Here is a 12,970-nt window from a genome sequence, read left to right as displayed (position 1 = left end):
TCCCGAGGGGGTGATCGGTCGTGCACCACGACCACCGGCACCACGACGAGCAGCACCAGCGGCACGGGCAGCACCACCAGCAGCAAGGACAACACCGGCATCAGCACGGGCACGACAAGCACGCCGGGCACGATCCGGAGGCGTTCCGCCGGAAGTTCTGGCTGAGCCTGGCGCTGACCGTGCCGATCGTGCTGACCAGCCACATGCTGATGGACTGGTTCGGCTACTCGCTCGACTTCCCCGGAATGTCGCTGGTCGGGCCGGTGCTCGGCTCGGTGGTCTTCCTCTACGGCGGCTGGCCGTTCCTGGTCGGCGGGCTCCACGAGCTGCGCGACCGTACGCCGGGAATGATGCTGCTGATCTCGATGGCGATCACCGTCGCGTACGTCGCCTCGCTCGCCACCAGCCTCGGCGCGTTCGACCTCGACTTCTGGTGGGAACTGGCCGCCCTGGTCACCATCATGCTGCTCGGGCACTGGCAGGAGATGAAGGCCATCGGCCAGGCCCGGGGGGCGCTCGCGGCACTGGCCGCACTGCTGCCGGACGAGGCCGAGCGGATCGACGCCGACGGCGGCGTACGCCGGGTGCCCCTGACCGGACTGGGCGTCGGCGACGTGGTGCTGGTCCGCCCCGGCGCCCGGGTACCGGCCGACGGCCGGGTGCTGGACGGCACCGCCGAGCTGGACGAGTCGATGATCACGGGCGAGTCCCGCCCGGTCTCCCGTACCGCCGGCGACCGGGTGGTGGCCGGCACCGTGGCGACCGACTCGTCGATCCGGGTCCGGATCGACGCCGTCGGCGACGACACCGCGCTGGCCGGCATCCAACGGCTGGTGGCCCAGGCGCAGCAGTCCAGCGGTCGCGCCCAGGTGCTCGCCGACCGGTTCGCCGCCTGGCTGTTCTACATCGCCACCGCCACGGCTGCGGTGACCTTCGTGGTCTGGTCCGCGCTGGGCGACGTCGACGAGGCGGTGGTACGTACCGTGACGGTGCTGGTGATCGCCTGCCCGCACGCGCTCGGCCTGGCGATCCCGCTGGTGATCGCGCTCTCCACCGCCGTGGCCGCCAAGGCCGGCATCCTGGTCAAGGACCGGTTGGCGCTGGAGCGGATGCGCACGGTGGACACCGTGCTGTTCGACAAGACCGGCACGCTGACCCGGGGCGCGCACACCGTCACCGCCGTCGCCGCCGGCCCCGACCTCGCCGCCGACCAGCCGTCTCCGGATCGTCCCGGTCCGGTTGGCGGCGGGACGGACGATGCCGGGAACAAGGTGCCCGGGACGGGCGGCGCCGAGGACGAGGTGCTCCGGCTGGCCGGCGCGGTCGAGGCGGAGAGCGAACACCCGCTCGCCCGGGCCATCGTCGCGGCCGCCGCCGGCCGGGGCGGCGCGGCGACCGCCACCGGCTTCCGTTCACTGACCGGCCGGGGCGTGCGGGCCGACGTCGACGGGCGGGACCTCGCGGTCGGCGGGCCGGCACTGCTGCGCGAGCTGGCCGCCCGGCCCGGCCCCGACCTCGACCGGGTCACCGCGGACTGGTCGGCGCGCGGGGCCGCCGTGCTCTATCTGGTACGCCTCGACGGCGCCGCCCCTCGGGTGCTCGGCGCGCTGGCGCTGGAGGACGAGGTACGCCCGGAGGCCGCCGAGGCGCTCACCGAGCTGCGGGCCGAGGGGGTACGTCGGATCGCCATGATCACTGGTGACGCCCGGCCGGTCGCCGAGACGGTCGCCGGGAAGCTCGGCTTCCGACCGGGGGTGGACGAGGTCTTCGCCGAGGTGCTCCCGGCGGACAAGGACGACAAGGTGACCGACCTCCAGCGCGCGGGCTCCACGGTGGCGATGGTCGGCGACGGGGTCAACGACGCCCCGGCACTGGCCCGGGCCAGCGTCGGCATCGCGATCGGCGCCGGCACCGACGTGGCGATCGAGTCGGCCGGTGTGGTGCTCGCCTCGTCCGACCCGCGTGGGGTCACCGGTGTCATCCGGCTGTCCCGGGCCTCGTACCGGAAGATGATCCAGAACCTGGCCTGGGCCGCCGGTTACAACGTGGTGGCGCTGCCGCTCGCCGCCGGGGTGTTCGGCTGGGCCGGGATCGCGCTGAGCCCGGCGGTGGGCGCCGTACTGATGTCCGGCTCCACCATCGTCGTGGCGCTGAACGCCCAACTCCTCCGCCGGGTACGGCTGGCCCCGCCGGCACGCTGAGCCCGCCGAAGGGTGCGGCGGCGACACCTATATATATGTGCCTCACGCCCAGGCGCGCTCGAAGGCGATCCGGGCCTCCAGCTCCAGCAACTGGCGCTTCCGGGGCAGGCCACCGCCGAAGCCGACCAGCTTGCCGCCGGCTCCGACGATCCGGTGACAGGGCACGATCACCGGGATCGGGTTGCGGTTGCAGGCCACCCCGACCGCCCGAGCCGCCCCGGGGTCACCGACCGCCGCCGCCACCTCGCCGTAGGTGCGCGTCTCGCCGTACGGGATCTTCGACATCTCGGTCCAGACCGCCCGCTCGAATTCCGAGCCCCGGCGTACCGAGAGCGGCACGGCGAACTCCGTCAACTGACCGGCGAAGTACGCCCGCAACTGCGCCACCGCCGCCGGCAGCCCGACGGTGTCCGGGTCGGGTGCCTCAGGCAGGGCGGTGGCGGGCAGCGCCCCCTCCACCGGCCCGAAGTGCACGCCACAGACGCCGACGTCGTCGACCCCGACGGAAAGCTCCCCGATCGGGGAGTCGAGCACTGTCCAGCGCATCCCACCATTGAACCTCTTCCCACCTCCCGTTGCGCTCGGCGGTGACCGCAGGTTGAAGTCGGGGCGCAAGCGCCGCGCTGTTGAGGTTGAGGAAGTTCGTTCTCCACCCGGGCGTCCGGCGCCGTCCGAGCCTGGTCAGGCCGGGTCGAGCAGTGCGGCGACCTCCGTGAGTACCCGGTCCACGTCCTCGGCGGTGACGTGCCGGTGTGTCACGGCCCGGAGCTGTCCCCGGCCCAGCTCGGCCAGCCGGACCCCGGCGTCGGCGAGCCGGGCGATGAACGACTCGTGGCTGTACCGGTCGTCGACGACCCGGAACATCACGATGTTGGTCCGCACCCGGGCCGGGTCGATCTCGATCCCGGCGATCCCGGCCAACCCGTCGGCGAGCCGGCGGGCGTTCGCGTGGTCCTCGGCCAGCCGGCCGACCATCGTGTCGAGGGCGACGATGCCGGCCGCGGCGATCACTCCGACCTGGCGCATCCCGCCGCCCAGCATCTTGCGGATCCGCCGCACCCGGTCGACGAACTCCCGGTCGCCGGCCACCACCGAACCGACCGGCGCGGACAACCCCTTGGAGAGGCAGACCTGGACAGAGTCGGCGTGCCAGGTCAGCTCGGTGACCGGTACGCCCAGCGCCACCGCGGCGTTGAACAGCCGGGCCCCGTCCAGGTGCACGGCCATCCCCTGGCGCCGGCCGAACTCGGCCACCTCGGCCAGGTACGCCCCGGGCAGCGGTACGCCGCCGCACCGGTTGTGGCTGTTCTCCACGCTGATCAGCGCGGGCCGGGCGAACTGCGGGTCGTCCGGGTCCTCCGGCAGTGCGGCGGCGAGCCGGTGCACCGGCAGCCGGCCGTCCGGCTCGGTCCGGACCGGTTCCAGCACCACCCCGCTGCACACCGAGGCGCCGCCCGCCTCGTACACGTAGATGTCCGACTGGTCGCCGACCAGCGCCTTGCTGCCGCGCGGACAGTGCGCGGTGATCGCGGCGAGGTTGGCCATGGTGCCGCTGGGCACCAGGCAGGCGGCCGGCTTGCCGAGCAGTTCGGCCGCCCGCTCCTCCAACTCGTTCGCGGTCGGATCCTCGCCGTAGACGTCGTCGCCGAGCGGGGCCCGGGCGATCGCCGCCATCATCTCCGGGGTGGGACGGGTGAAGGTGTCGCTGCGCAGTTCCACGCTGGTGCGGACGATCGTGGACGTCATCGGTGCGCCTCCTGAACGGCGGGGCCGGGGACCGGCGAGGGCGGTGGGACGGGCTGGCTCGCGGCACGCTGGGCGAGCAGGGCACCGCAGAGCACGATCACGCCGCCGAGCAACTGGACCGGGCTGAGCCGCTCGCCGAGTACCAGCCAGGCGACCAAGGCGGCTATCACCACCTCGACGGTGGCGATGACACCGGCCACCGGGGCGGAGAGCAGGCGTACCGCACCGATCCCGGTCGTGTAGGCGAGCACCGTGCTGACCACGACGATCCAGCCGACCAGGACGAGGACCGGCAGGACCGTACCGGCGACGCTGGCCTCGCCGAGCAGCGTCGACCACGGCAGTTGCCAGGGCTGGGCGACCAGGCCCAGCACCACCGCGCCGACCGCCATCCCGCCGGCGGCCAGCGCCAGCGCGTCGCCCTCGCCGGCCAGCCGGTCCGACAGCACGAAGAAGGACGCCTGGCAGGCGGCCGACCCGAGGCCGGCGAGCAGCCCCAGCAGGTCCAGGTGCAGCCCGCTCCAGACCTGCACGACCACGGCGATCCCACAGACCGCGAGCAGGGCACCGGCGAACGCCTCCCGGGGCAGCCGGGTACGCCGGACCAGCACCAGCCACCCGATCACCAGCGCCGGGGCGAGGTATTCCAGCAGCAGGGCGATCCCGACCGGCAGCCGGGACACCGCGAAGAAGTAGCAGACCTGGACCCCGGCGATGGAGAGCAGGCCGTACCCGACCAGCAGTGCCCGGTGCCGGCGGACCAGGGTACGCAGCGCCGGGCCACGGATCGCCAGGGCGAGCGGGACCAGCAGTACCGCCGCGCCGGCCAACCGCAGCCAGACGGTGTCCAGCGGGGTGAGACCCGCGTCGATCACCGCCTTCGCGGCCGGTCCCGAGGTCCCGAAACTGAACGCGGCGGACAGGGCCAGGGCCAACCCGGGTACGGCCGCGCGGGGCACGACGGGCCGGACGGGTGTGGAGGTCGCGGTCATCTGTTCTCCCATTCGAACTGCGCGGTCAGCCGCCGGAGTTCGGCGTCGGCGACCCGGACCGCCACGGCCGGACTCTCGGCGCAGGACAACACGTGCCCGACCCGGTCGGTGAAGTCGCCGCGCGGCTGGTAGTGGTCCCCGGCCCGGGGCCGGGCCACCACCTCGACCGTGCGCGGATCCGAGCCCGTCGGCGCGGCCGGTACCCGGCGGAACCGACCGGCGCGGTCGAACAGCAGGAACCGGATCGAGGCCGCCCGCCGGTGCGCGGGCACCGGCGGCGCGACGGCCTCGCCGACCACCTGGGCGAGATGCTGGCCGATCAGGTCGATGCCGGTGGCGAGCTGGACCAGCCGCGGAATGTTGCCGCCGGCCAGTCGCGGGTTCACCTCGATCACGTACGGGCCGTCGGCGGCCAGCCGCAGCTCGACGTGGACCGGGCCCCAGCCGATGCCGAGGGCGGCGACGGCCCGTTCGGCGGTGCCGCGTACCGCCGTGTCCAGGTGGTCCGGCAGGTTCGCCTCGACGTCGTGGCCCACCTCGACGAACCAGGGCGGGGAGCCGAGGTGTTTGCGGACCACCACCAGCGCCCGGCCGTTCCAGACCTCGACCGACACCTCGGGACCGTCGACGAAGTCCTCGACCAGCACGCCCGCGATCCGGGGCATTCCGCGCTCGTTCACCCCGCCGGCCAGCAACTCCGCGGCCGCGCCGGCACACTCGGCCGGATCCGCGCAGAGCCGTACGCCGACCGAGCCGGAACCGTCGACCGGCTTGACCACCACCGGGCCGCCCCGGCGCTCCGCGGCCGCCCGGGCCTGCTGGACGGTCGAACAGAGCCGCCAGCCCGGCACCGCGACACCGGCGGCCGAGAGCACCCGGCGGGAGAGTTCCTTGTTCCGGCACCGGAGCACGGCCTCCGCCGACGGGTGCGGCAGGCCCAGTTCCTCGGCGGCACGGGCGGCGACGACCACGAAGTACTCGCTGCTGCTGGTGATCCCGGCGACCCGGGCCGGGCCGACGCTCCGGCACCACCCGGCGACCTCGGCCGGACTGCCGGTGTCGAGGGTCGCCACCTCGTCGTACCGGTCCAGCCAGGGTCGGTAGCGGCCGGTCTCCCGGGCCAGCAGCGCGGTCCGGTATCCGAGCGCGGTGGCCGCCTCGGCGAACAGCCCTCCGGTGCCGGTGGTGTTGCTCTCCACGAACACGGCGTACCGGTCAGACACCGACGCCCTCCTCTGCCAGCGGGCCGACCGGCCGCTCGACGGCGGCCGGGGCGACGGCGGCCCCGTCGAACTGGTCGCCGCCGACCCGGTCGTCGTTGCCCCGGACGTCGCCGCCCTCGGCGGCGTCGACCTGGTCCAGCAGGCGCTGCCGCCAGTGCACCGCGACGTCGAGGTGCCCGGCCGCGGCGGCCGCCCGGCCCCGCAGCCCGGCGTGCAGCCGCGGCCACAGGGCGGCGAAGGACTCCGGCCCGGGCCCGCCGCCGAACCGGGCGGCCCGGACGGCCTCGCCGACGTCGAGCGTGTCGAGCAGCTCCGCCGCCCGCCGCTCGATCGGCGGACCGGGCCGGACCGGACGGCCGGACTCGATACCGGTGATCAGCCGGCCGACCACCTCGTGCGCCCGCCGGAACGGATGGCCCTCGACCACCAGCCGGTTCGCCACCGCAGTGGCGGTGGTCCAGTGCCCGGCGGCGTGCCCGGCCATCCGGTCGGGCCGGGGCCGGGCGCCGGAGAGGTGCATCCGGAGCAGCCGGAGCACGTCGACGGTGTGCGCGTACGCCGGCCACGCCTCGGCCATCGCCTCCGTGCCGACCTCGATGGAGTTGCTGAACGGCGCGGACCGGGTGGCGGCGAGCACCGCCGTGTGGGCGCCGAGCACCCGGGCCGCCCGGCCGCGTACGTGTTCGAGCAGGTAGGCGTTGCGCTTCTGCGGCATCGCCGAGCTGGATCCGACGAGGTCGTCCGGCAGCCGGAGCAGGGCCGGCTCGGCGCTGGTCCAGAGTTGCAGGTCGAGCGCCACCCGCGAGGCGGTCACCGCGACCGAGGCGGCGATCGCGAGCACCGCCGAGACGGAGTCCCGGCTGGCCACCGCGTCCAGCGCCACCGGGTGCGGCGCGGCGAACCCGAGCAGCCGGGCGGTCAGCTCCGGGTCGATCGGCAGGTCGGTGCCGGCCATCGCGCCGGCGCCGAGTGGGCAGCGGGACAGGTGCGGGATCTCGGCCAGCAGCCGGTCCGCCTCGCGGCCCAGCGCCGCCGCCACCCCGGCCAGGTAGTAGCCGTAGGTGATCGGTACCGAGGGTTGGAAGTGGGTGAACCCGGCGAGTACGGCCGCCCGGTGCCGGCGGGCGGCGTTCAGCGCCACAGCCTCGGTACGCAGCGTCTCGCGCAGTACCGCCGCGTGCCACTCCCGAAGGCGCAGCGCGCAGATCGTCGCCTTGACGTCGTTGCGGGACCGGCCGCTGTGCAACCGCCCGGCGACCTCGGCACCGGTGACCTCGGCAAGGTGGGACTCGTAGAGCAGGTACAGCCCGCGTGGCGCGTGCCGGCCGCGTAGTGCCCGGTAGCCGTCCCGGTCCAGGTCGTCGATTGCCGCGATCAGCGTGGCCGCGTCGGCGGCCCCGATCAGCCCTCGGGCCCGGAGCATCACCAGGTGAGCCCGGTCCACCGCCGTCATCAGGTGCAACTCGTCGTCGATCGTCGCGTCGGCCGTCTCGCCGAAGACGATCCGGCGCGCACCCGGCAGGGCCGCCCGGCTGAGTCGCCCGGTGCCCGGGCCCGTCACGTCAGCCACCGCGCACCCCGCCGGCCGCCGCCTCCACCGGGCCGGCGGCGTACGCCGCCGGGCGCCGGTCCCAGTGCAGGTAGCTCCATCCGTCCAGCCCGTCGCGCGGGTCGTCGACCAGCCGGGGCTCGGCCGGGACCTCGGGCTCGGTGTTCCGGTGCAGCCACTCGTCGGAGTAGACCGTGTCCTGGTAACGGTGTCCCTCGTCGGGCAGCAGCACCACGTGCAGCCGCCCCGGGTCGTTCCGGGCGTACCAGGAGGCGACGGCGTAGGCGGCGCCGCTGGTCGGACCCATGTAGACGGCGTGCCGGCGGTGCAGGTCCCGGGTGGCGCGCACGGCATGACCGTACGAGAGCCAGTGCACGTCGTCGAAGACGGTGTGGTCGACGTTGGCCGGCATCAGGCTGTTGCCGAGCCCGCGCAGCGGACGCGGCCCGTCCGGCTGGCCGAAGATGACGCTGCGGTGGGTGTCGACGCCGACCGCCCGCAACTCGGGGCAGACCTCGCGGAGGAACCGCGCCGTACCGCACATGCTGCCGCCGGAACCGACCGTGCCGACCAGTACGTCGATCCGGCCGAGCCGTTCGAGCAGCAGGTCCGCCACGGCCGAGTACGACAGCGGGTTGTCCGGGTTGCGGTACTGCTCCGGGCAGAACGCCGCCGGGTCGTCGCGCAGCAGCCGGGCCACCCGGTCCAGCCGGGGCTGCTGGTAGCCGCCGCCCGGCGCCGGCTCGGTGACGATCTCGATCTCCGCGCCGAGGTCCCGCAGCCGGGCGGCCAGCCGGTCGTCGATGACCGGGTCGCTGACCAGGGTCAGCCGCCAGCCGTGCAGCGCCGCCTCGATCGCCAGGGCCAGCCCGAAGGTGCCCGAGGTGGTCTCCACGATCCGGCCGCCCGGGCGGAGCCGGCCGTCGGCGGCGGCCCGCCGCAGGATGTACCGCGCGGGTACCAGCTTCATCAGGGTGAACGCCGCACCCACCAGGTTCGGCCCCAGCCGGACCAGCTTCGGCATGGCGATGGCGTCGGAGTAGGTCCCGGAGAAGACGTCCGGGTACGTGTCGGCGGCCCGGCCGGTCATCGGTGCACCGCCCGCCAGTGCGACTCGTACGGCGCGTACCGGTAGGTCTCGGCTATGCCGAGGCTGGCAAGTCCGGCCCGGCACCGTTCACTGGCCGCCCGCGCGGCGCGCGGATCCCGGCCGTCGAAGAGGACACCGGCGACGGTGCCACTGTGCGCGACCTGTACGCCCACCGCGCCCACCGCCTCGGCGAGCCGGCACAGCTCCGGCATCAGCGGCAGCGGGACGAACCGCTGGTTGATCTCGGCGCTGCGGGTGGCCACCCGGCCGAGCAGTACCGGGTCGCCGTGCCGGACGGCGTGCCGGGTCGCCCCGAGCAGCGCGCCGAGTTGGGAGATCTCCGCCGGGGTGTACTCGGCCGGCGGCAACTCCAGGGTGTCCACTCCGGTCGGTGCGAGTGCGCAGCCGACGACCAGCAGCGGCGGCAGCTCCGGGCCGAGCACGTCGAGGACCCGGCCCTCCCGGTGGGCGAAGAGCGGCACCGAGCCGGAGAACATCACCGAGTCGGCGGCGTACTCCGCGGCGATCGCCAGCCGAGCCACCGTGCGGCCCGGGAGCCGGTGGCCGGCGGCGTCCGAGACCGCCCGGATGGTGGCCACCACGTCGGCGGTGGACGAGCCGAGCCCGAGCCCGACCGGGATGTCCGAGCTGAGCGAGACCTGGCAGCCGTGTTCGACACCGAGCAGGTCCAGGGTGAGCCGGGCCGCCCGGCCCGCCTTGGTCTTCCACTCGGGCTGGACCACGATCCCGGCCTGGTCCGGCGACAACTCGGCGCTGGCCACCGCGGCGACATCCGGCAGCGGAAGGGTGACCAGGGCCCGCACCAGCGAGCCGTCGATCCAGAACGCGCCCTGGAGCAGCTCGCCGTGGTGCCCCCGGCACATCCCGAGGCCGGTGCGCGGTGTGGTGTCGAGGTTGTCGACCGCGGAGGTGCCCCGCCAGTCGATGATCCGTTCGTCGAGGAGCGACATCAAACCCCCAGCCAGGTTACGGACACGTCGTCGGCCGGCAGTCCGGGCGCACGCGGGAGTCGGCGCAGGTCGCGCGCCAGATCGGATCGTGGGTCGTGGATAGCGGTGGCACGGGTTGCCGTCGTCGAAACCCGTTGTCGAACACCGCAGCCCCCGTGCGTCGGTGCCGGAACATTCCCGTTCGGTTGGCGAGTCTAGGGGAGCCGACCGAACCGCGACAAGTCTTATCCGGATTTGACGTCGGCGCGTCTCGATGTCACGCACGGTCAGCGGGCGGGCGGAGCGGGCCGGAGCGGGAGCGGCGTCCGCGCCGGCCGGACCGTCCACCCCGGACGCCGGCATCCCGGGCCCCCTGAACGCCGACCGGAGTGGGATGCGGTTCGACATGCGGCTCATGGGTCGGTCGACCGGTGAGGGCAGCCTCCGGGCGCACGGCGCCCGAGGCGTACCCGAGCCGGCCGTCCCAGGATTCGGGAGATCGATCGGGAGAAACGACCTCACGTTCCGTATGCGTCGATCTCGACCAGGAGGGAGTGCACACCGAGAGCACCGAGAGGCCGGATCAGCCAATCGTGATCATTTGATTACGTTGGGTACTGATGAACCCCGAGCGACTGCCGCCCGCCGGGAGAGACGGGTTGCATACCGTCCTATCCGGGGTCTACCGTCCGGCCGAGGTAATCGCATCCGTCGATTGTTCACGGAATGCGAGCCGTTGTATCCGGCCGACGTCGCATGCGGGGAGGCGACAGGCGATGGCGTACTGACAGTTCTCTCGATCACCCGACGAATTGCGTCGGAGGCACCGTCGACGACAATTTCCCGACGAGCGCCGAACCGCCGCCCCACCGAGTCCCGGGCACCCGCGGCCCAGCCACACTCAGCGGCTGCGACCTGCGGTTTGCCATGGAAGATCACGGTGACGGGTCGCGCTGGCACACCAGCCACAGTGGCGTGGCGGACCGTTTCATGTCGACGATCGTAGGTCTGGCTACGAGACGTCGTGCCGTACTCCACTCGGTCAGGATGGCTCAGGTGAACACGATGAAAACGGATTATGAACCCCTGTTCCAGGTACGTGCGGAAACCGTGATATCGGCGCCACCGGACGTGGTGTACGCGATCGTCACAGACCTTTCCCGAAGTGGCGAATGGAGCCCGGAATGCACCGGCGGGAAATGGATCGCCGGCATTCCCGGCACCCTCGGCGCGATCTTCCAGGGAGACAACCGGCGCGAGCCGGACGTGGTCGCCTGGGCACCGGTGGCACGCGGGACCTGGAGCACCACCTGCGAGGTGGTCGCCGCCGAGCCGGGCCGGATCTTCAGCTGGGCGATGCGGGACAGTTCCGGGCGCCGGCAGGACAGCGTCTGGACGTACGAGTTCACCGGTGCCGGCGACGGCGGTTGCCGACTCGTCCACCGGTTCCGGATGGGCGCGCCGACCGAGGGCGTCCGGTCGATCACCGCCGGACTCACCCCGGCCGACCGCCGGCGGTTCTTCGCCGACTGGAGCGGCAAGTTGGCCAACGACCTGGCGACGACGCTGGCCCGGATCAAGACCGTGATCGAGACGAGCGGGACCGGACCGGAGTCCGGCACCCCACGCTGACCCAGGAAGGATCGACATGCTGCTGCAACGGATCGGCAACTCCGGCATCGGGCTGGGTACCCTCCTCGACCGGGCCGCCGCCCGACACCCGGCCAACGTCGTCGTCCTCGACCACGACCTGGACGTCGCGCCCGAACTGGGCCGGCGGTGCACCGTCGCCGAACTCGCCGACCTGGTGGACGACCTCGCGTCCCGGCTCTGGGCGGCGAAGGTCCGTCCAGGTGAACGGGTGGTGGTCTACAAGTCCGACGGCTTCGACATCCCGCTCCTCGCCTTCGCCGCGGCCCGGATCGGCGCCGTACCGGTGCTGCTCTCCCCCAAACTGGACGGCGGTACGGCCGCGGAACTGCTCCGCCGGGCCCGGCCGGCGTACCTGCTGACCGACCGCGCCAAGCTGGACGCCGAACTGCCGCCGACGGTGCACGAGTTGGCCGAGCGGATCCTGCTGGCCGCCGGCGAGCACCCGGACGCCGTCGGGCTGCGCGCGCTGGCCGGTACGCCCCGGGTGCCGGCGGTCACCATGCCGCCGGACCACCCGGCGCTGGTGACGCACACCTCCGGGACGACCGGGATCCCCAAGATGGCGGTGCACACCGGCCGGACGCTGCTGGCCCGGTACCGTCCGCAGGCGACGGCGGCGGCGCTGGTGCGGCGGCGGGAGACCGTGGCGGTGCACGTCTCGTTCGTGCACTCCCGGATGGTCAGCGCGATGGCGATCACCCTGCTGCGCGGCGCGCCGCTGCTGATCCTCGCCGACGAGGACCCGGCCCACGTCGCGGAACTCTTCGCCCGGCTGCGCCCCGGCGTCATCGAGGCGCACCCGAACTCCTTCATGCTCTGGGAGGAACTGGCCGACGACCCCCGCGAGCCGCTGGCCAACGTGCGGTACTTCAGCAGCACGTTCGACGCCATCCACCCGCGTACGATCCACCGGCTGCTGACCGCCTCCCGCCGCCGCTCGCCCCGGTTCGCCCAGCTCTACGGCCAGAGCGAGACCGGCCCGGTGGTCGGCCGGACGTACACCCGGCGCTGGACCGGCGGCACCGACGGCCGCTGTGTCGGCATGCCGTTCCCGGGGATGACCGACGTCCGGGTCGTCAGCCGCGACGGCAGGCCGCCCTCCCCGTCGTCACCGGGCTACATCGAGGTACGCAGCGACGGGCGCGCGGTGACCTTCCTCGGCGAGCCGGAGCGCTACCGGCAGCAGGTCGACGGCGACTGGTGGCGGATGGGCGACGTGGGCTACCGGACCCGGTGGGGCTGCCTGCACCTGCTCGACCGCGAGGTCGACATCGTCCCCGGCTTCGGCAGCACACTGGTCGCCGAGGACACCCTGCTGGCCCGGCTGGCCGACCTCACCGAGGTGGTCGTCGTACCGGACCCGGACGGGCGGGCCGTACCGGTGGTCTGCACCCGCAACGACCGGCCACTCGACCTCGACGCGTGGCGGACGGCCGCCGCCGACCTGCCGCCGATGGCTCCGCCGGTGCACTGGCGGCTCGACGAACTGCCGCACACCGCGACCACGAAGATCAAGCGGCTCGAACTGGCGCGGATCCTCGCCAGCCGGAACGGCGACCGGTAGCG

General features: G+C 73.6%; 10 protein-coding genes. 3 read left to right on the top strand and 7 right to left on the bottom strand.

Features of this window, described 5'->3' with window-relative positions; all coding sequences use genetic code 11:
• Positions 1-20 precede the first annotated feature (20 nt).
• Entirely contained in the window at positions 21-2,201 is a 2,181-nt protein-coding gene (locus ACQEVC_RS09085) for an HAD-IC family P-type ATPase (RefSeq protein ID WP_432875093.1), read from the top strand.
• 42 nt (positions 2,202-2,243) lie between these two features.
• On the opposite strand, the gene ACQEVC_RS09080 is transcribed toward ACQEVC_RS09085, so the two are convergent.
• The 7 genes from ACQEVC_RS09080 to ACQEVC_RS09050 all read right to left on the bottom strand — a co-directional run bounded on the left by ACQEVC_RS09080 (position 2,244) and on the right by ACQEVC_RS09050 (position 9,772).
• Positions 2,244-2,747 (bottom strand): methylated-DNA--[protein]-cysteine S-methyltransferase, encoded by a 504-nt coding sequence (locus ACQEVC_RS09080; RefSeq protein WP_432875091.1) that lies wholly within the window; start codon positions 2,745-2,747, stop codon positions 2,244-2,246.
• Between the two features lie 135 nt (positions 2,748-2,882).
• Positions 2,883-3,947 (bottom strand): low-specificity L-threonine aldolase, encoded by a 1,065-nt coding sequence (gene ltaE, locus ACQEVC_RS09075; protein ID WP_432875088.1) that lies wholly within the window; start codon positions 3,945-3,947, stop codon positions 2,883-2,885.
• Positions 3,944-4,939, bottom strand: a complete 996-nt coding sequence (locus ACQEVC_RS09070) for an EamA family transporter (RefSeq protein ID WP_432875086.1) — start codon at positions 4,937-4,939, stop codon at positions 3,944-3,946. The genes ltaE and ACQEVC_RS09070 overlap by 4 nt, the downstream gene beginning before the upstream one ends.
• Entirely contained in the window at positions 4,936-6,162 is a 1,227-nt protein-coding gene (locus ACQEVC_RS09065; RefSeq protein ID WP_432875084.1) for an ATP-grasp domain-containing protein, read from the bottom strand. Before ACQEVC_RS09065 ends, ACQEVC_RS09070 begins: the two co-directional genes overlap by 4 nt.
• Entirely contained in the window at positions 6,155-7,732 is a 1,578-nt protein-coding gene (locus ACQEVC_RS09060) for a lyase family protein (protein ID WP_432875082.1), read from the bottom strand. Before ACQEVC_RS09060 ends, ACQEVC_RS09065 begins: the two co-directional genes overlap by 8 nt.
• A complete protein-coding gene (locus ACQEVC_RS09055) occupies positions 7,725-8,801 on the bottom strand; it encodes a cysteine synthase family protein (protein WP_432875079.1) in 1,077 nt (358 codons plus the stop codon). Before ACQEVC_RS09055 ends, ACQEVC_RS09060 begins: the two co-directional genes overlap by 8 nt.
• Entirely contained in the window at positions 8,798-9,772 is a 975-nt protein-coding gene (locus ACQEVC_RS09050; protein ID WP_432875076.1) for a hypothetical protein, read from the bottom strand. The genes ACQEVC_RS09055 and ACQEVC_RS09050 overlap by 4 nt, the downstream gene beginning before the upstream one ends.
• Positions 9,773-10,816: 1,044 nt before the next feature.
• Here ACQEVC_RS09050 and ACQEVC_RS09045 point away from each other — a divergent pair.
• A complete protein-coding gene (locus ACQEVC_RS09045) occupies positions 10,817-11,383 on the top strand; it encodes an SRPBCC family protein (protein WP_432875074.1) in 567 nt (188 codons plus the stop codon).
• A gap of 16 nt (positions 11,384-11,399) precedes the next feature.
• Complete coding sequence (locus tag ACQEVC_RS09040) at positions 11,400-12,968, top strand: class I adenylate-forming enzyme family protein (protein WP_432875071.1); 1,569 nt, start codon at positions 11,400-11,402, stop codon at positions 12,966-12,968.
• The last annotated feature ends 2 nt before the right edge of the window (positions 12,969-12,970 follow it).

It is taken from the genome of Plantactinospora sp. CA-294935 (assembly GCF_050936445.1).
Lineage (GTDB): Bacteria > Actinomycetota > Actinomycetes > Mycobacteriales > Micromonosporaceae > Plantactinospora.
The sequence above is the reverse complement of the archived record's forward strand: the minus strand, read 5'-3'. Positions and strand labels throughout refer to the sequence as shown.

Coding starts and splice junctions, on each gene's coding strand:
- ACQEVC_RS09080 (WP_432875091.1), bottom strand. CDS start 2,747: ATGCGCTGGACAGTGCTCGACTCCCCGATCGGGGAGCTTTCCGTCGGG.
- ltaE (WP_432875088.1), bottom strand. CDS start 3,947: ATGACGTCCACGATCGTCCGCACCAGCGTGGAACTGCGCAGCGACACC.
- ACQEVC_RS09070 (WP_432875086.1), bottom strand. CDS start 4,939: ATGACCGCGACCTCCACACCCGTCCGGCCCGTCGTGCCCCGCGCGGCC.
- ACQEVC_RS09055 (WP_432875079.1), bottom strand. CDS start 8,801: ATGACCGGCCGGGCCGCCGACACGTACCCGGACGTCTTCTCCGGGACC.
- ACQEVC_RS09050 (WP_432875076.1), bottom strand. CDS start 9,772: ATGTCGCTCCTCGACGAACGGATCATCGACTGGCGGGGCACCTCCGCG.
- ACQEVC_RS09045 (WP_432875074.1), top strand. CDS start 10,817: ATGAAAACGGATTATGAACCCCTGTTCCAGGTACGTGCGGAAACCGTG.
- ACQEVC_RS09040 (WP_432875071.1), top strand. CDS start 11,400: ATGCTGCTGCAACGGATCGGCAACTCCGGCATCGGGCTGGGTACCCTC.